The organism is Mangrovibacter yixingensis, assembly GCF_020523985.1.
Taxonomy (GTDB): Bacteria; Pseudomonadota; Gammaproteobacteria; order Enterobacterales; family Enterobacteriaceae; genus Mangrovibacter; species Mangrovibacter yixingensis.
The window spans coordinates 143,312-163,344 of the sequence record NZ_JAIVKM010000008.1 but is presented as its reverse complement, the minus strand read 5'-3'; the positions used below and the strand labels follow the sequence as shown (position 1 = coordinate 163,344).

Sequence of the window (20,033 nt, the reverse complement as noted above, 5' to 3'; positions counted from 1 at the left end):
AATGGAATACATCTTTTATTTATTCATATGATAGTAAAAGGTTTTTATGGTAAACGTGTTTTCGTTTCACTCATTTTACTGAATCGAATAAGTCTCACTTAATGCTAAACAGGCTTTTTAGTATTGCTTGAATATCGTGTAAACCTCTGCGCTTTTGTGCCGATAACAGACGCGTATATGTCTATTCTCAGGGTAAAAGGATGAATACTCTTTTCGCAAAGTCATTATCCGGAAGCGTGATTACTGGGACGTCTTTGTCTGACAATTCCAGCCATGCTACTCCCGGACATTCTGTAAAAACGAAAGTTTCTGAGCGCGCACAAGATGGCAGTACCGATTCTGATAAAGCACACCAGCACCAGAGCAGTATGGCTGTTTCGCTGAATTATTCTGTTGAATCCGGCGAAGTCGTTTCCCCTGAACAACTGGATGGCCTGGTGTCTTTGTCGCAACGATTGGCGAAAAGCCCAAACCCAGGTAACCCACTATTTACTGACCCGTCAACCGCAAATGATGCTGTTCATTTCACTGGATTTTATTATTCAGCAGCAGAAGGCGTAACAGCGGATCAACTGGCTGAAAAACTGCACACAGCCCTGAGTGGTGTATCCGGTAGTGGCACTCAATTGACAGATGCAATGGACCTTGCGATGACACAGGCCAAGCTCAACAAGCTGGTGGACGAGAATATTGCACCGAACTGGCAAGCGCCTGCACGGCAAACCGTACAACAGTTTATTCAGTCCCGGGTGGCTGAACAAGATAGCGAATGGCGGGCTTTGGCAGAAGAAGATATTGCGCTGGCAGTTTCACGAGGAGATGGTTCTAACCAATTACAGGCGGAATCAGACCTGGCAGTATTGAACGCAGGTAACAGCCATCACCAACAGTTACGAGCTGGCTTCCTCGCGCTTACCCGCGATACCACCAACAGTGACCTTTGGTTCAGCAGCTTTACGGCAGCAATCAATGGCAAAGGTGCGCTGGAATATGAAGAGCAAATGCATGTTCGTGCTCTGAATGCACAATGGCAGTCGCTTTAGCCGCTACTGCCGTTACCGCCTGTACGTGCTGGTGATAGCGCACATTGATACGCTTATTTCACGGTTGTATTGCCTGCACGGTAAAATATTTCATGCAGCTACGCCTTCCCTGAGTGCCGGATTTTATCCGGCCTGGTTTTTCCTTGATTACGCGGCCACACCGGTGTTCATCACCGAATCGATTTGTTCGCGCCAGGTGTTTTGTTCTGGCGTTCCCTCTGTGCGCTGACCATAGAGTTGTGCAATCTGTGTCCCATCGGCAGCAAACAGTTCCAGACTCGTCACGAACCCTTCGCGTGTGGGTTTGCGTGTGACCCAACTTTCGGCAATTTCGCTGCTGTGTAATTGCCATGAAAATGCCCGGCTCTCCACATATATCCACTCATCCTTAGCGGTTACTTTATCCACTGCACCCGTGAAGATTTGTACACAACCACGGCTCGCAACAAAAATCATTATTTCGTTTTGCGCTTTTTCGGCCTGGGTGAGAATGTGCAGTACGGCATCATTATCGACCTGGCAGGCCAGGTCTGTTCCCACGGAGCGGAATGCCTGTTGGCGGGAAACTCCATGTTTTTTCAGCAGGCCAAAGAATTGGTGAACATCGGTCATCGCGCGCCATTCACTCTCCAGATCTTGCTCATTAATATCATTATCATTGGTGGGTAAAAGAGATAATGGTGTATGCAGATCCAGCTCGCGGTGTTTGCGCACACTGCATTGGCTAATCAGTTCACGCCAGGCGGTGAGATTTGTATGGTCAGTGGTGAAAACGCTGAGTACGGCATCGCCCTGGTTATCAAAAATTTGAATACTGTGGCGTAACCCCTGTGGTGTTTGTTCATCGACAGCAAAGGCGCAATGCCACTGCGCAGGGAACAGGCGTAAATCGAGTTCGCGTGGGTTCAGTACAATGCCATGTTGGCCCAGGCGCAAGTTGTCATAACACCCAATTTGCTTGTGGATGGCATAACGGTTGCGGGTAATATTCTTTATTTCACCCACTTGAGACAAACCGTGGAGTAAAGCGGTGAAATCCGGGCGCAACTGAACGGTATCCTGCCCAAGTCTGCACATCAGCAATTCGGCTTCACTGATTGCCATTTGTGCCGCCAGTTCACAAGTATGTTTGTGCGGATGTGTGGCTTTGAGTGACAAGTAATGTTGATAACGACCATTCATAAAACCATTCTCCTTAATAACCCCGAAGCAGAATAAAAGGTGACAACGGGCAGGGGGACAACACAGGAGGCCAGACACAGTATTAACGTTACAATAGTGTTAGCAATATGAAATAAAACTAATATAAACACGCGATGTAAGCAATGCATTGTCTGATAATGAGAATTGTTCTATGTTTGGCGTGTATATTTAGTATGAATTCGCAGAGGAAAAGTGACTATGGAATCAAAACCTCAGGTGATTATTGAGTACTGCACTCAATGTAATTGGTTGCTTCGTTCCTCGTGGATGGCGCAGGAGTTACTTTTTACCTTTGCGGATGATCTGGCGAGTGTGACACTTAAGCCCGCAACAGGCGGGACATTTGTCATTTGGGTAAATGAACACGTTATTTGGGAACGTAAACGTGATGGCGGGTTTCCCGATGCGCCAACACTCAAGCAGCGAGTTCGGGATGTTTGTTTCCCGGAGCGCAGTCTTGGTCATAGTGACTTACCCCGTCATTCCACCCCAGAACCCAGGGACGGTTGAGCATTTTCTACTGGGGTGATATGTACAATGTAAAGTTCAGTGATTGTTATGATGTGTTGAGCTTTTTACTTCTTAAATGCGTAAAATTCGGTTCCAACGTATTGCATGGCGCCTGGTATTTATCCGGTGTGGCTTGCTGTGAATACACCTTTTAACTGCCCATTAATCAAGGAGTGAACGATGGCTACGCACTTTGCACGGGGGATATTGTCTTACCCACATAATTTATCGCCGCGCCTTTCTGCCCAGGTGCTGAAGTACTCGCAACAACTCCCACCTCATAAACGTAATCGCTTTCTGGCTTCTCGCAGTTTGCTGGCCGAATTGATGTTTATGTTATACGGCATTGCTGTATTGCCTGAGATCACTGTAGAGCAGGGGCGACCGCGTTTCGTCGGTGAGGAATTACCCGACTTCTCAGTTGCTTATGCTGGAAATTGCGCAGGTGTTGTTGTTGCAACCGAAGGGAAGTGTGGTCTGGATATGGAGCTTCAACGGACCATCATGAATTCGCCCACCGAGCGTGAAGGTTTGACCAGTAATGAAATCATCTGGATCAATAATCAGACCGACCCGAAAGAGGCCTGGGTACAAATTTTGGCAGTGCGCCAGAGTTTGGGTAAATTGATTGGTCAGCCCAATGATATTACTCATGAATTGCAATTACTACCTGGGGTTGGGCGGTTACGTTTTGCCCCTATGGCGCTGGTTGAAGCCATTTGTGATGCAGAAGATTTACTGGTCTGGTCTGTTGCAGGCGCGCCAGCGGCAGAACGCCTGAAATTGTGGGAGTTCAATACGGTTTCAGGCTGGCGAGTGCTGAAAGATTTACAGGAAAGGGCACATGGCCCGGATACACGGCTAATGCGTTTCACCAGCATGTCATCGGATAAGGCATTAATCATTAAATAACCGTTGATGGTGGTGCTGGTGTTGCTCGCCAGATTGTGGCTACTACCTTGCCTGGCAAATCGCAGGGTAAAAATAAAAAAACGGCTGCCTGGGGGAACCCTGCTTGCAGCCGTTTTTTAATCAACTACCGGGTATTAATGCGCATCAATAAATACAATTTTCAGCACAAACAACAACGCAACGACTACCACGCATGGGCTCAAGTCCCGCAGGCGGCCGGTGCCGATTTTCATCACGCAATATGAAATGAAACCCAGCGCGATCCCTTCGGTAATCGAGAAACTGAACGGCATCATTACAGCGGTAATAAACGCCGGTACGGCTTCAGTCAAATCGTTCCAGTCAACACGTGTCAGGCTGGCGGTCATCAGAACACCCACATAAATCAGTGCACCGGCAGCCGCATAATCGGGCACCATACCGGCCAGTGGGGACAGGAAAATGACCAGCAGGAACAGAACACCCACCACAACCGCAGTCAGCCCGGTACGCCCACCAACAGAGACCCCGGAAGAAGATTCAATATAGGCAGTGACTGACGATGTGCCAATAAATGCGCCTGTTACAGAAGAAACACTGTCAACAAACAGTGCCTGCTTCATGCGAGGAAACTTCCCTTGCTTGTCGGCGAGCCCAGCTTTATCGGTTACACCAATCAGTGTTCCGGAAGAGTCAAAGAGGTTAACCAACATAAAAGAGAAAATAACGCCAGCCAGGCCAATATTGAAGGAACCCGCCAGGTCAACATGGCCGAAAACAGTGTGGATATCGGGTGGTGCAGAGACAATACCGGTGTAGTGAACATCGCCCATCATCCAGCCCAGCAAGGACGTAACAACAATGGAAATCAACACTGCAGCGTGAATATTACGTGATGCGAGAATCGCAATAATAAAGAACCCGATAATGCCAAACAGCACCGAGTGAGAAGTCAAATTACCAATGGCGACCAGCGTATCTTTATTCGCTACAATAACGCCTGCATTTTTTAGCCCCATCATCGCAATGAACAGACCAATACCACTGGTAATCCCTACACGCAGGCTAACCGGAATATTGGATATCATCCAGTAGCGAATTCGGAAAATAGTCAGTAGTAACAGACCGATGGCGCCCCAGAAAATAGCGCCCATTCCAACCTGCCACGGCAGGCCCATGGCCCCTACAACCACAAAGGCAAAGAAGGCATTCAGCCCCATAGCGGGTGCCAGTGCCACTGGCAAATTAGCAAATACCCCCATCAGGATACTGCCAAATGCTGCAATCAGGCAGGTGGTGACAAATACAGCGCTGGTATCCATCCCTGCAACCCCAAGAATTTGTGGGTTAACAAAAACGATATACACCATGGTTAAAAATGTGGTGAAACCGGCGATCACTTCCGTGCGTACGCTCGTTCCGTGGGCACGTAACTTGAAGACGCGCTCCAGCAATCCCTGACTTTCTGCCGGGGTAGTGTGTTGTTGATTCATGATCAATTTCCGGTAAAGGAAGAAAAAAACGTCGCTATCCTATACCAAAATGCATAAATATAGAGGCAATAGCCGGATTTTTTTCATTGATTAGCGCATACGGGATCGATTGCATTGCGCAAACCACGTAGAGTAAACATTCAACTTACGAATTCAGGAAAACCGATGTCAGCCATTGAAGCCATCTTTTTCGACTGCGACGGGACGCTGGTCGATAGCGAGGTGATTTGTTCCAAAGCGTATGTGCATATGTTCCACGAGTTTGGTATTACCCTGAGCCTGGATACCATGTATCGGCGCTTTAAAGGCATTAAACTCTACGAAATCATCGATACAATCAATCATGAGCACGGTGTTCAACTGGATAAAACCGAACTGGAGCCCGTTTATCGTGCTGAAGTGGCACGCTTGTTTGAGAGCGAACTGGTAGAGATCCCAGGCGCACATGCACTGGTTGAATCTGTGACGGTTCCTATGTGCATTGTCTCAAATGGGCCAGTATCTAAAATGCAGCAGTCGTTGGGCAAAACGGGCATGCTGCATTTTTTCCATGAGCGCCTGTTCAGTGGTTATGATATTCAACGCTGGAAGCCGGACCCGGCATTAATGTTCCATGCTGCCGAAGTCATGCAAGTTAAGCCGGAAAATTGCATTTTAGTTGATGACTCTATGGCAGGGGCCCAGGCAGGTGTCGCAGCGGGAATGCATGTGTTTTATCTCTGTGCCGACGAACATAATCAGCCTATAAGCCACCCACGCGTCACTGTTTTTCATGACCTGGCGCAATTACCTGCATTGTGGCGGGCCCAAGGGTGGGCACTTACGCGCTAACCTACCTGTTCCCGTTTTTCTGGCTTTTTAGCCAGTTTTGCCATGTGTTGTAACAAGAAATGGCAATAAAAACGGGATGGTTTTTGTGCTGTTTATCTTCGCTTTTTTAGGTTAAAAATAGCAATAATTAGAATAATATTCTTATTATATTTAATTTATATTAATTAAGTCTCGTTGTTGTCATTTTAATTGATATTAATCACTACTGAATGTTTGACCCATATCCTCTTGCTACCACAAAAAATTCGCGTAGCAGTTTCAGATTTCATCCTCTTTTGCCGTTTTATCTTGTACCCAGGGGTTAGTTGTTCTATTTGCCTGGTAAATACAACATAAAGGAGTATGAGATGAATACAGGTCGTTTTTTCCGGTTAACAAAAAAAGCGATTGCATTCGTTCTGGCGGCGGGACTTGTCGCAGGCTGTAATGAGAAAACAACAGGAGTTGAACCCGTGAAATTTGTCGATATGGAAAAGTTGTTAGTGGATTCTGGGCTGGCGGAGCAGGAAGCTGCACATTTGCGTCTGGTTAATGAGCGCTTGCAGCAGGGGGCTGAACTGGCCGGGAAACAATATAGCACCATGGATGAAGAAAAAGTGAATTTAGCCCGCCAGGCGGATGGGCAGATTTTGCAATTTCAGTGGCAGGCAGAACAACAAAATGCGCGTAAAGCTGTGCTGGCGGCAGTCACAGAAGCAGCAATGTCCTGGCAGGATGAACACGGTGCCGTAGCCATTCTGCCGCGCCAGGCGGCATTGACTGTTGCTAAAGATGCAGACATCACAGACGAGATCCTGGTTAAACTGAAAAACCATAATGTAAAGTTTAATTCACTGCCAGAAGTGGCTATTAAGTCTGAAGAACAAAACACCCCAGTTACCAGCCATTAATTTTCTTATGGGTATTACGGCAGTAATACCCGCATTTCCCCATTCGCTGGTGGTGTAAAGGGACTCTCCAGTATGATGATTTGTGTCATTTCCGATGACAGATATTTTTCTGTTGGCGTTACTGCTGCTATGGATAAGCTCTGCACAGTACATCACTACAACCCAGAGAAAATATTAAAAATATCTGTCAATGAACTTGATAAATATTTTTATATTGTCATGAATATTCGTAATCGCATGTTGTACCGAAATGTAAGCTTGAAACTCATGCGTTGTAAAGCAGAGAAAATAATATTACTTCCTCACTGGAACCGCCTGGAGCCTAAATTCCGTCGGTTATTTACACCATCGAAAGTGACGCCTGCTGAATTGAGAGGGTTGCTAATGAGTGAAACACTGTGCCGTCAGAGTACAGAAAAAATCGCACTCAAAGCATCATATTTCGATATTTATCAATCCATTATGGAAGGCGATGGCTACGAATTTCTGGCCGAAATTAATGATATTACCTATAAACGTATTTTTTATATGAAAAAAATAATCCTGCAGCAATTAGGGCTCGATAAAGTTAACCCTGGTAATATATTTCTGGCTGAATCGGTATTCCTTGGGCTACAAGGCCGTAATCAAATTGAGTTCACTTTATGAAGCACTTACCAGCCAGTGCATACAGGGAATGTAAAATATGTAGAAAATTTACTCATAATGCCTGAAAAAGTCATAACCTGAGTTCTTTTCATTATTTGCGAAATCAGTTGGCCTGTGCTGTCATTACGTTTTAAAAAATGGCAGGCTTACGATATGTTGACAAGGAAATTTCTTACTGGGTTGTTATTTTCTACCCTGTTTCCCGCCAGTGCGGCACTGGCAGCGGAAAGCACACTGGTTTATTGCTCCGTTGCTTCCCCCGAATCTTTTAACCCGCAATTAGCCAGTTCTGGCCCGACATTTGTTGCCAGCTCGCAGACACTGTATAACCGCCTGGTGACATTCGACCCGAAAGATAACTCGCCAGTCCCTTCGCTGGCAACATCATGGACTATCAGCCCCGATGGCAAAACCTACACTTTTACTTTGCGCAAGGGTGTGAAATTCAACAGCAATAAATACTTTACACCCACGCGGGATTTTAACGCCGATGATGTGATTTTCTCGGTCATGCGCCAGAAAGACCCGAAAAACCCTTACCACAATGTTTCTCATGGTAGTTACGAATACTTTAATGATTTGGAGCTGTCATCGCTTATTAAAGAAGTTAACAAACTGGATGACTACCATGTTCAGTTTGTGCTGACTAAACCCGATGCCGCATTCCTTGCCGACTGGGGTATGGATTTTGCGTCGATTTTATCTGCAGAATATGCCGATGCCATGCTGAAAAAAGGCACGCCGGAATATGTCGATACCTGGCCGATTGGTACCGGGCCATACGCGTTACAACAATATAAAGTCGATTCCCTGATTCGTTATATTGCCAACCCCAATTATTGGGATGGCGCAGTGCCAACCAAACACCTTATTTTCTCTATCACTCCCGATGTGCAAACCCGTTTAGCAAAACTGGAGAAAAACGAGTGCCAGATTATCCCGGCACCAAGCCCGGTACAGTTTGACACCATCAAAAAAGATAAAGACCTTACCCTGCACGCAATTGATGGGTTGAGTGTGGGTTATCTGGCCTTTAATACCGAGAAAAAGCCTTTCGATAATGTACTGGTGCGCCAGGCGCTTAACTATGCAGTGGATAAAAAAGCGATTGTTGACGCTGTATTTATGGGCTCCGGCACGGTGGCAAAATCACCTATTCCCCCAACGATGATGGGCTATAAAAAAGATTTACCGGATTATGATTACAACCCGGAAAAAGCCAAAGCTCTGCTGAAACAGGCGGGATATGCGAATGGCTTTGAAACCAACTTGTGGTCCATGCCGGTTCAGCGCCCATATAACCCTAACTCACGGCGCATTGCTGAAATGATCCAGAGCGACTGGGCAAAAGTAGGCGTGAAAGCCAAAATTGTGACCTGGGAATGGGGCGAATACTTATCCGGCCTGCGTAAAGGGGAGCATGCAACGGCACTGTACGGGTGGATGTCAGATAATGGTGACCCGGATAACTTTGCTGACACACTGCTCAGTTGCGGCAGCATTAAAAGTGGCTCCAACGCAGCTCACTGGTGTAATAAAGACTACGATGCACTGGTAACCAAAGCGAAAGAAACCAGCGACCCGGCAACCCGCGCGAAACTGTACCAACAGGCGCAGACCATTTTCTATGAACAGGCTCCATGGCTGACATTAGCAAATGGGAAAACCTTCTATGCTACCCGCAGTAATGTAACCGGGTACAGCGTCAGCCTGATGGGAAGTGATTTCTCGAAAGCGAAACTGAACTGAGAAAATAAATCAGGGTTTGCTGTTAACTTTGCTGTTAACTTTGCTGTTAACGATGTTGTCACCCCCCTGGAAACAGGGCGGTGACAACTGAAACGTTTATTCTTAATACTTACAACGTCAGCCCATCAAAATCGGCTGCGCTATGGCGTTCAGGCAGGAATGTACCCGGTTCACCATTGGATTTATTCACAATGCGGCCGCGTTTTACTGCCGGGCGTGCATCAATGGCTTTTGCCCAGCGCACCACGTGGGTGTAACTGGCAACATCCAGGAAAGTAGCCGCGTCATACAGGCGGCCCAGCACCAGCCCACCGTACCATGGCCAGATTGCCATATCGGCAATAGAGTAGTCAGCACCCGCGATAAACTCACGTGTCGCCAGCAATTTATCCAGCACATCCAGTTGCCGCTTGGTTTCCATGGCATAGCGGTTCACCGCATATTCGAGTTTGACTGGTGCGTATGCATAGAAATGACCAAACCCACCCCCAGCAAAAGGGGCAGAACCCTGGAGCCAGAACAACCAGTTTAGTGTTTCCGTCCGGGTTGCCAGGTCTTTCGCCAGAAAGTGGCCAAATTTTTCTGCAAGATAGAGCAAAATTGCGCCTGATTCGAACACGCGCACTGAAGGGTCTTCACTGCGGTCCAGCAATGCTGGGATTTTGGAATTAGGGTTCAGGGCGACAAAACCACTGGAAAACTGGTCACCTTCGCCAATACGAATTAAATGTGCATCATACTCTGCATCAGCCACACCGGCGGCCAGTAACTCTTCCAACATGATTGTCACTTTCTGCCCGTTCGGCGTACCCAGCGAATAAAGCTGAATAGGGTTTTTCCCACAAGGAAGCGTTGCTTCGTGAGTGGCACCCGACACCGGCCGGTTAATGGCTGACCATGTGCCGCTGTCTTTCGCCGGTGGTGCCCAGACTTTTGGCGGTTGCCATGTATTTACTGTCATAGGTGATATCCCATTGTTGAATGAAAATCTACAGGGAGTGTAGCAGGTCTGTTTTGCCCGGTTGAACACTATTAGTCATGAAATCATTCACAATGAGAAGTAAGCCAGAGAAAAGAAATCCCGTTACCTGTTCAACAGATAACGGGATAAAAGAGAAGGATAACAAGGATTATCCTTGGGTGAATGTCGTCTTCACTTTGCTGTTGTGGCTGGCGGACCTGGCTGGCCGTTGCCCACGTAATCCGTGAAAATTACACAATTACGATTCCTGCATTACCATACTGGGTAAACAGGTTGAATAACATATTGAATTAATTATAAATAAAATTTTCCCTGGTGCTGAAGTGAGTCAAAAAATCAAAAAATTGCTGTTTTGGCAAGGCTCTTGAAATAAGAAAACCTTGAATGTAATCACACTTAAAATCTATTAAAGTTTTAAAATCTTCAATATTTTCAACACCTTCTGCAGTTACCTGCATGCCCATATCGTGGCTTAATTTAATCAGATGTTTAAGAATGCTGTATTTGCAGCTATTGCGGGAAACGTTTTGCACCAACTGTTTATCCACTTTTATCTTATCGAACGGGTAGTTAAGTAATTGCACAAAGTTGGCCAGACCATCACCAAAATCATCCATACTGACAGTGATACCGATATTTTTAAAATAATCGAGGTGATGTTTGCCATATTTCAAATGTTCAATTGTCAGATTTTCAGTGATTTCCACTTCAATCCTCGCTGCTGGAATGGCATGCGATTTTAATGTGTTAATAAAATCATTAAAAAAACCATCAGTTTTAAATAATGATGGTGAAATATTGATTGATGCTTTTATATCAGGATGTTGTTTAAGCATTTCACATGTTTCTTTCAGAACAAAGAGTGACAGCTCGTAAATCGAACCATCTTTTTCTGACTGAGGAATAAACAACTCCGGCGAGATATAACCATGTGTCTGGTGATTCCAGCGCACCAGCGATTCCAGTGAATGTATCTCACTGTTTTTCACACAGTAAATCGGTTGGTAATGTACAGATAAATGCTCCTGTTTTTCCAACGCGACTTTTAACTCGTTAGTTATGTCCATGCTTTCTCATTGTTATTAATGCAGCATTATGTGTGGGTACCGCATTACTGAACAGCAGCAAACAAAGCAACAAAAAACAAATGTAAGCTGCCCAAAACGGCACCAACTTTGGTTTCAGGTACACATTTCAGTCTTCAGCCCTTTGTTCAGGGCTAACCCGAAGGTCAGAAAAGTATGATAGTGCTAACACTACTTTGACGGAGTTGGCTGGGTGCCGAAGACATTGATGCTTGAAAATTCTTATGTCATAACGCCAACACACAAGTGACATTCAGGACGGAAATGATCACCTGTTTTATGGAACGATTTTTCCATTAGTAATACTTAATGGATTGTTAAGGGATTATAAATGTCATAATCTTATTTTAAAATCGTTTAAACCGATCATTCATTATTATTTGATAGTTAACAGCTATTGTATATTTTGTAATGATCGCTAAAATCAATTGCGCATCAGGATAACTAATTGAAAAATATTATATAAATTAGTAAGTTCCGTGCTGTTTTTTCTTGGTGGGTGATGATTTTGTTACGGGTAAATTTGCTTTATCTTATTGAAAATGCATTAAAGTTTTTCTTATTAAACAGAGGAATTTAAGATAAACCTTACAAGGCGCGAAAATCAGCAGTTGTCAACCACCATAATTAGTATGATCACACAAAAAGGTGGTGATAATAGCAGCGGAAAATACGGCAAGGTGAATTGCCCTGCTTAGCTGCAAAAGGTAGTGCTAACTGTTCACTGGGTTAAGCGGTAGCGTCTCCTTACTGGCGGTGCTAATCTTATGCCAAACAAACAGCATACAATCTGCTTTACAACGCTTTTTATTTGTTGCCTGGCCCCGGGCAAAGTTTGCCACTTAATTTCAGCTATACACTTGCTTTGAGGATTACTCGTGTGAAACAGGCTTAACCTTTATGCCTGCCGGGCTGGCCCTTGAATCTGAATGTTTAACACCAGGAACTTCATGTGACTGCTTTTGATGCGGTAACTTTAGCCAGTATTTTTAACAATATTATATGCAGCCTGATTGGTTGCTTCTTTCTTTTCCAGGTGAGCCGAAACCAGTCGGGACATAAAAAAAAGGCCGCGACATACTTTTTCCTGTGCTTCTTTTTTCTGGGTAGTGCATTCACGCTGATGATGATCCGTGTCTGGTTACCCATAGTTTTCTCGATTATTTTGGCTAATGGGCTTTACGTTACAACAGCTTATATGATGCTGTTTGGGTTCTTAAGTTGGTTTCGTATTCCTGTGCGAAGAAAACATCTGCTAATAATGTCCTGTAATATTATTCTATTTATTACAGTATTATTATTTTTCTATCTTCATACCCAGTCTTTTATTACCCGGGTTTATCTTGGCGGAATAAATAATGCCACATTGTTTTTCCTGTGCTTTGTGGTGTGTTGGCATCATCGGGCCCAGTGTGGCAAGGGGGAGAAACTGGCTGGCGCAGGGGCGCTGGTGTGTGTGCTGGCATCCTTAATTCCTTCCCTGCTAATGTCTGTGCGCCCTGAGCCTGCCTTATTTCAGGTATCCATGACCATTACCCAAAACCTGGGGTGTTATTTTGTACTGGGTGCACTGTTGTCACTGTTTTTATTTGACCAGATAGAGTGGCACTACCGGCGCTCTGTTCGTGATGAATTAACCGGGTTATACAACCGCCGCTATTTTAATGAACAACTGGACAGATTACTGGTGCGGGGAAGTGGCAAAGGTTGCCTCGCGCTGTTTGATATCGACCATTTTAAGAAAGTGAATGATACATTCGGGCATGATGCTGGTGATTTGGCAGTACAACGTGTGGCCCGTGAGATACAAGAGTCTCTGCCGTCTGGTGCCCTGGTAGCTCGTTATGGTGGTGAAGAGTTTGTTTGCTTCCTGCCCGAAAGCGATGAGCCTCTGGCGCGCCATTTCCTTGAGCACATTCGCCAAAAAGTAAGCGATCTTGCCGTTGAAACACCGCGTGGCAGCGTATCTGTTACCACCAGTATTGGCCTGTGCCAGGTATTGCCAGGCACGCCGGTTGCCCAGGCATTCAAATGTGCCGATGATGCGCTCTACCAGGCGAAACGAGCCGGGCGTAATACGCTGGTAAGCTCGGTAACCGTTTCCGGGTAACCCCCTATGGCTGGCTCAGAAACGGTGAACTTAACTGCCGTGGTGGTAACCCTTTAACAGACTCTGGTGTTAACCTGTTCTGGTGCTGTTAAAGGGGGCTGGATGAACAGTATTATTCAGCAAAGCTTATAAGCGCGTCACCAGACAAGCGGTAGCGTACCCATTCATCTTGTGGCTGTGCGCCAATACTCAGGTAAAAATCGATAGCAGGCTGGTTCCAGTCCAGCACGCTCCACTCAAGGCGCCCGCATTGCCGGGTCACTGCATATTGCGCGATGGTTTTCAGCAATGCTTTTCCGGCACCCATACCACGAAAATCAGGTGAGACATACAGGTCTTCCATATAAATACCATTACGGCCGAGCCAGGTTGAATAACTGGTAAAAAACACCGCGTAACCCGCTATTTTCCCCGCAACTTCGCAGATTAACGCTTCGATTTTGCTGTCCGTGCCAAACAGCGATGCTCTGATTTCTTCGGGTGTCGTCACGACTTCTTCAGGGGCTTTTTCGTAAACCGCCAGTTCATAAATCATGTCGTAGATAGCGTTTGCGTCTTTCGGGGTTGCCTGGCGAATCGTTATGCTCATTGGTTTTCCTGTTTTGTTGGCATCATGCCGTCGTTGAGATTGCTGGCTGCAAGCATAATCAGTATTGTTGGAAGAATTAAGTGCAATGAAATCACCTGTTGTTGAATATTATGCATCCGGCCTTAAGACGTATTGACCTGAACCTGTTACCTGTATTCGATGCTGTTTACCGCCATCGCTCTGTGCGTATGGCTGCCGAAGAGTTGATCATGAGCACTTCTGCACTGAGCCATGCGTTATCGCGTTTGCGTACTGCGTTAAATGACCCGCTCTTTTTCCGCGAAGGCCACCGTATGTGCCCGAGTGTGTACGCAACCCAGCTCGCCCCCTCGATTGCCTCTGCCTTAACCTTTTTAAACCAGCAACTCATCCCTCAACCTGATTTTTCCCCTGCAGTTGCAACAGACTGCCTGCAAATTGCCATTACAGACTTCACGGCTTTTCGCGTTTTCCCTGCACTGATGCATAAAGTGCAGCCTCTTGCGCCAGGGATCCGTTTCGAACTGCGCTATTTGCCCCACAGCCCGGCATTGACGGAACTGCTGGCGGGCGAGGTGGATTTGGCTCTGGGGTTTAATGCGTTGAATGAAACAGAACACCCGGACCTGGACGAGATAACCTGGCAAAGAGATGAGTATGTGGTAATCAGCAATGTAAACAGAGCGCGTTTAACGCTGGAAGATTACCTTGCTGCCAGCCATGTCGTGGTAACGCCCTGGAATGAAACACAAGGCGTGCTGGATATTGAGCTGGAACGAATGGGCCACACACGGCAGGTGGCGATTAAAACACCGTCTATGCTAAGTGCCCCTTTTATTATTGAACACTCTGATATGCTGATGGCCATTCCCCGCAGCGCCGCCGAACGCCTGGCCCGCTCCGCCAACCTGAAAATTTTTGCTCTGCCTTTTGATGCCCCGCCATTTGACGTGAAGATTTATTCGCATAAGCGCAGTGGCCAGCGCGGGGTAACGCACTGGCTTAAACAACAACTGCAGGCGATTGCGGGTAAGAAGTGAAGTGGGTGAGTGCTTCAACAGTACACCACTGCAACCCACTTATTTGGTCAGTTCAGCGGTCATATGCACGCCGTTATGCACGTTGGCTTCTGTGATGTGGTAAGACGCGCCAGCCTGTTTTGCCTGAGCCGCGATTTGTGCTTCAGCGCCATCCAGAGTAGAGGCAGTAGCAGTCACACTCTGTGCGAAAGCACCGAAAGACATAACAGAAAGAGCAGCAACTGCAACGAAAGTTTTGATGGATTTCATGGTCGTATTCCTTAAATGATTTTGTTCGGTAGGGGCTGTATTGCCCTGATGTGAACAATGGTATGCCTGCCTTGTGGTGATTAAAATCAAAACAATTTGCGGATCTCTTTCAAAAAATATGAACCATATATTTGCGGTACAGAACCGCAGTAACAAGCCACATCTCCTGGCGTAACCCCCCCCCCCCGGCTGTTCCAAATTCACCCGCCCGCCATGAATTGTTCACACCGCTGTCATCTTCAGGCTTCAGGGTATTCCTGTCGTCAGAACCAGGTGGGCAGTTTGTTTCACCTGATGAATCACTCATACCCAATGAGGTGTTGCTTATGCTGGAGTTATCCAGACATCCGACCACGGTCTACCAGGCCATAGCGGCACAACTGGAGCAGGAACTTAACCACCAGTACCGTACTGGTGATTACCTGCCATCTGAGCAGCAACTGGCGGCACGTTTTTCGGTACACCGCCATACCCTGCGCCGGGCTGTGGATGAACTGGTCAATAAAGGGCTGGTTCAGCGCCGCCAGGGCGTGGGCATTCTGGTACTGAAACGCCCTTACGATTACCCCCTTCATGCTCAGTCCCGCTTTACCCAGAACTTACTTGAGCAGGGCAGTGACCCCACCAGTGAACGCTTACTGGCGGTGTTGCGCCCGGCAAGCTTTGACGTGTCGGCTGCGCTGGGTATTGAAGAAGGCGTCCAGGTGATTCACCTGCGCACCTTGCGGCGTGTGAACGATGTCCCGCTGTGTGTGATTAACCACTACCTGCGCGACCTGAGTTGGTGGCCGGTACTGCAGCAATTTACTCAGGGCTCTTTACACCGCTTTTTGCATGAGCGCCTGGGGCAGTCACTGGTGCGCCACCAAACCCGTATTGGAACCCGCCGTGCTCAGGCCAAAGAGTGCAAACTCCTGCAACTCCCGCTACAGGCACCGCTGCTTTACGTACGCACCCTGAACAAAAACACGGCGGGCGACAACGTGGAGTACTCCATCAGCCTGACCCGTGGCGACATGATTGAACTGACTCTGGAGCACTGAATGGAGAAGCAAACCGAACGCCAGCACTGGATGTCGGTGCTGGCGCACAGCCAGGACGATGAACTGGCGCGCTACTGGAAACCCCTGAATTTATCCCCTGAATGGACCGCGCTGCGGGAACCTGAGTGCGGCATGGCTCGTGTCCAGGCCCGAGCAGGTGATACCGGGCAGCGATTTGTGGTGGGCGATGTCACCATCACCCGCGCCGCCATACGCCTTGCCGAAGGCCTGTGCGGGTTCAGCTATGTCATGGGCCGCCGTAAAGCCCATGCAGAACGCTGTGCGGTACTGGATGCATTACTGCAACACCCGGCATTTTACAAACTGATTCTGGAACAGGTCATCACCCCGCTGGCCGCGAACCGGGCAGAGCGCCAGCAACAGCGTGCCCGGGAAATCGCAGGCAGCAAAGTCGACTTTTTCACCCTGGTTCGCGGAGAGAACCCATGACATTAATGGCAAGTTTCAACCGGCCTGTGGCCGATGCGCAATATGCATTTCGCCGTTTACTGAAAGCAATGAGTGAGCCAGGCGTGATTGTCACCCTGCCCCTGGAACAGGGCTGGAGTGGGCTTTCCCCGGCGGCAACAGCCGTGCTGTTAACGCTGGTTGACGGCGATACGCCCGTCTGGATTGACCCGGCATTGCATAACGACACCGTGGCAGAAAACCTGCGTTTTCATACCGGAGCACCGCAAACAGCAGACCCGGCCAGTGCATTATTTGCCCTGGTGGATGCCCGGCAAGACCCGGCTTTGCACCGTTTTTCACCCGGCCAGGCAGATGCCCCCGAAACCAGCACAACAGTGATTCTGGAAGTGCCGGGCTTAAATGGTGGCCTGAATATGCGCCTGTGGGGGCCCGGTATTAGCGAAATGCGCGCCATTGCACCGCAACTTCCCCAGGCAGCAACAGACTTCCTGCGCCACCACGCGGATACCTTCCCGGAAGGTTGCGACCTGATCCTCACTTGCGGCAACCAACTACTGGCCCTGCCGCGCACCACCCATGTGGAGGTGTGCTGATGTATGTGGCAGTGAAAGGTGGCGAAAAGGCCATTGAGCACGCACACCGCCTGCAGGCGGCATTACGGCGTGGTAAGCCGGAAGTGGCAGAACTGCACTGTGAGCAAATCAACCAACAACTGGGCCTGGCGGTAGACCGGGTGATGACGGAAGGCGGGTTGTACGACCCGGAACTGGCGGCACTGGCAATCAAACAGGCCAGTGGCGACCTGGTCGAAGCCATTTTCTTACTGCGCGCTTACCGCACCACGTTGCCTCGCCTGGCCGACAGCCAGCCGCTCAGCATGCAGTCTATGCGCTGTGAACGGCGCATTTCAGCTATTTACAAGGATATTCCCGGCGGCCAGGTGCTGGGGCCAACCTATGACTACACCCACCGGCTGCTTGATTTTATGTTACTGGCCGATGGCGAAGTTCCGGATGTACCTCCCGGCGACCAGCCTTTACCGGAAGCTGTCCCCACAGTATTCAGCCTGCTTGAGCAGGAGCAGCTCGCAGTACCGGAACCGGAAAACGAGACACCGGCGCAGGATATTACCCGCGAACCCCCGGAATACCCGGCTTCCCGCAGTGCACGGTTGCAACAACTGGCACGTGGCGATGAAGGTTTCTTGCTGGCACTCGGTTATTCCACCCAGCGCGGTTACGGGCGCAACCACCCCTTTGTTGGTGAGATCCGCAGTGGTTATGTGGATGTGGAAATTGTGCCGGAAGAACTGGGGTTTGCTGTCAGTATCGGCGAAATGGTGCTGACAGCCTGCGAAATGGTCAATGGCTTTACCGACCAGGTGGAACCCCCTGCGTTTACCCGTGGGTTTGGCCTGGTTTTCGGCCGCGGAGAACGCAAAGCCATGGCGATGGCGCTTATGGACCGTGCGCTACAGGCTCCCGAATGGCAGGAAACCATTGATGGCCCGGCACAGGACGAAGAGTTTGTGCTGGCCCATGCAGATAACGTGGAAGCCGCAGGGTTTGTCTCGCACCTGAAATTACCCCATTACGTTGATTTCCAGGCAGAGCTTGCCCTGTTACACCAGGTTCGCGCCACCCGGGAGGCAAAGAAAAATGCATGATTTAACCGGCTATAACCCTGGCTACCTGGATGAACAAACCAAGCGCACCATCCGCCGTGCCATCCTCAAAGCGGTGGCTATCCCCGGCTACCAGGTGCCTTTTGCTGGGCGGGAAATGCCGATGCCCTATGGCTGGGGAACCGGTGGTATCCAGATAACCGCCAGTATTATTGGCGATGCCGATACCCTGAAAGTGATTGACCAGGGGGCCGATGACACCACCAATGCGGTTTCTATTCGGCACTTTTTCCAGAAAGTGAGTGGGGCGGGCATTACTGAACGTACTGTTGATGCCAGTCTGATTCAGACACGCCACCGCATTCCGGAAACCCCGCTGCGTGAAGACCAGATCCTGGTCTACCAGGTACCCGTTCCGGAACCCCTGCGTTTTATTGAGCCCAGAGAAACGGAAACCCGGCAGATGCATGCACTGGAAGAATACGGTGTGATGCAGGTGAAACTGTACGAAGACATTGCCCGCTACGGGCATATCGCCACTGCCTATGCCTACCCGGTTAAGGTTAACCAGCGCTACCTGATGGACCCGTCGCCCATTCCCAAATTCGATAACCCCAAAATGCACATGATGCCCGCGTTGCAACTGTTTGGCGCAGGCCGGGAAAAGCGCATTTACGCACTGCCACCTTATTGCCAGGTGGAAAGCCTTGATTTTGACGACCACCCCTTTGATGTCCAGCACTGGGACCAACCCTGTGCGTTGTGTGGTTCGCGTGACAGTTACCTTGATGAAGTGGTGATGGACGACAGCGGCACCCGTTTATTTGTTTGCTCCGATACCGACTATTGCCGCCAGCAGCAGGAAAAACAACATGATGCCTGAAGAACAGCCACTGCTTAGTGTCAGCAATCTGACCCACCTGTATGCCCCCGGAAAGGGGTTTGAACATGTCTCGTTCGACCTCTTTCCCGGCGAAGTTCTGGGAATTGTTGGGGAATCCGGCTCCGGCAAAACCACCTTACTGAAATCGCTCTCGGCCCGCCTGGTGCCGCAACAGGGCGTAATTCATTACCGCGAGCAGGATTTGTATCAGCTCAGCGAAGCCACGCGCCGGCGCTTATTACGCACCGAGTGGGGCGTGGTGCACCAGCACCCGCTTGACGGGCTGCGCCCGCGTATTTCCGCAGGCGGCAATATCGGCGAACGCCTGATGGCCGCAGGCGCACGCCACTATGGTGATATTCGCGCAGAAGCCAGCCACTGGTTGCAGGATGTGGAAATTGCCCCGTCCCGGCTCGATGACCTGCCCGTGACGTTCTCCGGCGGCATGCAACAACGCCTGCAAATTGCCTGCAACCTGGTTACCCGCCCGGCCCTGGTGTTTATGGATGAGCCAACCGGCGGGCTGGATGTTTCGGTACAGGCCCGGTTGCTGGATCTGCTGCGTAACCTGGTGCGGGACCTCAACCTGGCGGTGGTGATTGTCACCCATGATTTGGGTGTGGCGCGTTTGCTGGCCCACCGACTGTTAGTGATGAAGCAAGGCCAGGTGGTGGAAAGCGGCCTGACCGACCGGGTACTGGACGACCCCCATCACCCGTATACCCAACTGCTGGTCTCCTCCATTCTCGGGTAACTCAA

At 48.8% G+C, this 20,033-nt stretch carries 22 protein-coding genes; 16 read left to right on the top strand and 6 right to left on the bottom strand.

Annotated features, from left to right (window positions below; genetic code table 11):
* Nucleotides 1-200 precede the first annotated feature (200 nt).
* Nucleotides 201-1,043, top strand: a complete 843-nt coding sequence (locus tag LC084_RS20270) for a hypothetical protein (RefSeq protein ID WP_226573403.1) — start codon at nucleotides 201-203, stop codon at nucleotides 1,041-1,043.
* 147 nt (nucleotides 1,044-1,190) lie between these two features.
* Here the strand turns inward: LC084_RS20270 and LC084_RS20265 are convergent, their stop codons facing one another.
* Nucleotides 1,191-2,225, bottom strand: coding sequence for a hemin-degrading factor (locus LC084_RS20265; protein ID WP_226573401.1), 1,035 nt, complete (start codon nucleotides 2,223-2,225; stop codon nucleotides 1,191-1,193).
* 219 nt (nucleotides 2,226-2,444) lie between these two features.
* Between LC084_RS20265 and LC084_RS20260 the strand changes: the two genes are divergently transcribed.
* Nucleotides 2,445-2,756: a SelT/SelW/SelH family protein gene (locus LC084_RS20260; RefSeq protein WP_226573399.1), complete on the top strand. Its 312-nt coding sequence runs from the start codon at nucleotides 2,445-2,447 to the stop codon at nucleotides 2,754-2,756.
* A gap of 180 nt (nucleotides 2,757-2,936) precedes the next feature.
* Nucleotides 2,937-3,668, top strand: coding sequence for a 4'-phosphopantetheinyl transferase family protein (locus LC084_RS20255; RefSeq protein WP_226573398.1), 732 nt, complete (start codon nucleotides 2,937-2,939; stop codon nucleotides 3,666-3,668).
* 134 nt (nucleotides 3,669-3,802) lie between these two features.
* Here LC084_RS20255 and LC084_RS20250 read toward each other — a convergent pair whose 3' ends face one another.
* The gene (locus tag LC084_RS20250; protein WP_226573396.1) at nucleotides 3,803-5,140 is read right to left on the bottom strand and encodes an NCS2 family permease; all 1,338 of its coding nucleotides are present in this window, start codon (nucleotides 5,138-5,140) and stop codon (nucleotides 3,803-3,805) included.
* Between the two features lie 165 nt (nucleotides 5,141-5,305).
* Here LC084_RS20250 and yieH point away from each other — a divergent pair, with 165 nt between their 5' ends.
* From yieH to LC084_RS20230, 4 genes are all read left to right on the top strand, one after another.
* A complete protein-coding gene (yieH, locus tag LC084_RS20245) occupies nucleotides 5,306-5,971 on the top strand; it encodes a 6-phosphogluconate phosphatase (protein WP_226573393.1) in 666 nt (221 codons plus the stop codon).
* Nucleotides 5,972-6,318: 347 nt separating this feature from the next.
* Entirely contained in the window at nucleotides 6,319-6,861 is a 543-nt protein-coding gene (locus tag LC084_RS20240) for an OmpH family outer membrane protein (RefSeq protein ID WP_226573390.1), read from the top strand.
* A 72-nt stretch (nucleotides 6,862-6,933) separates the two neighbouring features.
* Entirely contained in the window at nucleotides 6,934-7,509 is a 576-nt protein-coding gene (locus tag LC084_RS20235) for a hypothetical protein (protein ID WP_226573387.1), read from the top strand.
* Nucleotides 7,510-7,662: 153 nt separating this feature from the next.
* Nucleotides 7,663-9,258: an ABC transporter substrate-binding protein gene (locus LC084_RS20230; protein ID WP_226573383.1), complete on the top strand. Its 1,596-nt coding sequence runs from the start codon at nucleotides 7,663-7,665 to the stop codon at nucleotides 9,256-9,258.
* A gap of 109 nt (nucleotides 9,259-9,367) precedes the next feature.
* Here LC084_RS20230 and yghU read toward each other — a convergent pair whose 3' ends face one another.
* Complete coding sequence (yghU, locus tag LC084_RS20225; RefSeq protein WP_226573380.1) at nucleotides 9,368-10,219, bottom strand: glutathione-dependent disulfide-bond oxidoreductase; 852 nt, start codon at nucleotides 10,217-10,219, stop codon at nucleotides 9,368-9,370.
* A gap of 92 nt (nucleotides 10,220-10,311) precedes the next feature.
* On the opposite strand from yghU, the gene LC084_RS20220 reads away from it, so the two are divergent.
* A complete protein-coding gene (locus LC084_RS20220) occupies nucleotides 10,312-10,467 on the top strand; it encodes a hypothetical protein (RefSeq protein ID WP_226573377.1) in 156 nt (51 codons plus the stop codon).
* Nucleotides 10,468-10,530: 63 nt separating this feature from the next.
* Here the strand turns inward: LC084_RS20220 and LC084_RS20215 are convergent, their stop codons facing one another.
* Nucleotides 10,531-11,307, bottom strand: coding sequence for an EAL domain-containing protein (locus tag LC084_RS20215; protein WP_226573374.1), 777 nt, complete (start codon nucleotides 11,305-11,307; stop codon nucleotides 10,531-10,533).
* A 1,279-nt stretch (nucleotides 11,308-12,586) separates the two neighbouring features.
* Between LC084_RS20215 and LC084_RS20210 the strand changes: the two genes are divergently transcribed.
* Nucleotides 12,587-13,435: a GGDEF domain-containing protein gene (locus LC084_RS20210; protein WP_226573371.1), complete on the top strand. Its 849-nt coding sequence runs from the start codon at nucleotides 12,587-12,589 to the stop codon at nucleotides 13,433-13,435.
* Nucleotides 13,436-13,547: 112 nt separating this feature from the next.
* Here the strand turns inward: LC084_RS20210 and LC084_RS20205 are convergent, their stop codons facing one another.
* Nucleotides 13,548-14,024, bottom strand: a complete 477-nt coding sequence (locus LC084_RS20205) for a GNAT family N-acetyltransferase (protein ID WP_226573369.1) — start codon at nucleotides 14,022-14,024, stop codon at nucleotides 13,548-13,550.
* 101 nt (nucleotides 14,025-14,125) lie between these two features.
* Here LC084_RS20205 and LC084_RS20200 point away from each other — a divergent pair, with 101 nt between their 5' ends.
* Nucleotides 14,126-15,043 carry a LysR family transcriptional regulator gene (locus LC084_RS20200; protein ID WP_226573468.1) on the top strand — a complete coding sequence of 306 codons (918 nt, stop codon included), beginning with the start codon at nucleotides 14,126-14,128 and terminating at the stop codon, nucleotides 15,041-15,043.
* Nucleotides 15,044-15,082: 39 nt separating this feature from the next.
* Here the strand turns inward: LC084_RS20200 and LC084_RS20195 are convergent, their stop codons facing one another.
* Nucleotides 15,083-15,292, bottom strand: a complete 210-nt coding sequence (locus tag LC084_RS20195) for a YdgH/BhsA/McbA-like domain containing protein (protein WP_036103375.1) — start codon at nucleotides 15,290-15,292, stop codon at nucleotides 15,083-15,085.
* Between the two features lie 326 nt (nucleotides 15,293-15,618).
* On the opposite strand from LC084_RS20195, the gene phnF reads away from it, so the two are divergent.
* From phnF to phnK, 6 genes are read left to right on the top strand one after another with little or no spacing between them, the layout of a single operon-like run.
* Nucleotides 15,619-16,335 carry a phosphonate metabolism transcriptional regulator PhnF gene (phnF, locus tag LC084_RS20190; RefSeq protein ID WP_226573366.1) on the top strand — a complete coding sequence of 239 codons (717 nt, stop codon included), beginning with the start codon at nucleotides 15,619-15,621 and terminating at the stop codon, nucleotides 16,333-16,335.
* Nucleotides 16,336-16,785 carry a phosphonate C-P lyase system protein PhnG gene (gene phnG / locus LC084_RS20185; RefSeq protein ID WP_036103369.1) on the top strand — a complete coding sequence of 150 codons (450 nt, stop codon included), beginning with the start codon at nucleotides 16,336-16,338 and terminating at the stop codon, nucleotides 16,783-16,785.
* Nucleotides 16,782-17,360 (top strand): phosphonate C-P lyase system protein PhnH, encoded by a 579-nt coding sequence (gene phnH / locus LC084_RS20180; RefSeq protein ID WP_226573363.1) that lies wholly within the window; start codon nucleotides 16,782-16,784, stop codon nucleotides 17,358-17,360. Before phnG ends, phnH begins: the two co-directional genes overlap by 4 nt.
* Nucleotides 17,360-18,433, top strand: coding sequence for a carbon-phosphorus lyase complex subunit PhnI (locus tag LC084_RS20175; protein WP_226573360.1), 1,074 nt, complete (start codon nucleotides 17,360-17,362; stop codon nucleotides 18,431-18,433). The genes phnH and LC084_RS20175 overlap by 1 nt, the downstream gene beginning before the upstream one ends.
* Complete coding sequence (locus tag LC084_RS20170; RefSeq protein ID WP_226573356.1) at nucleotides 18,426-19,274, top strand: alpha-D-ribose 1-methylphosphonate 5-phosphate C-P-lyase PhnJ; 849 nt, start codon at nucleotides 18,426-18,428, stop codon at nucleotides 19,272-19,274. The genes LC084_RS20175 and LC084_RS20170 overlap by 8 nt, the downstream gene beginning before the upstream one ends.
* Nucleotides 19,267-20,028: a phosphonate C-P lyase system protein PhnK gene (phnK, locus tag LC084_RS20165; RefSeq protein WP_226573466.1), complete on the top strand. Its 762-nt coding sequence runs from the start codon at nucleotides 19,267-19,269 to the stop codon at nucleotides 20,026-20,028. The genes LC084_RS20170 and phnK overlap by 8 nt, the downstream gene beginning before the upstream one ends.
* The last annotated feature ends 5 nt before the right edge of the window (nucleotides 20,029-20,033 follow it).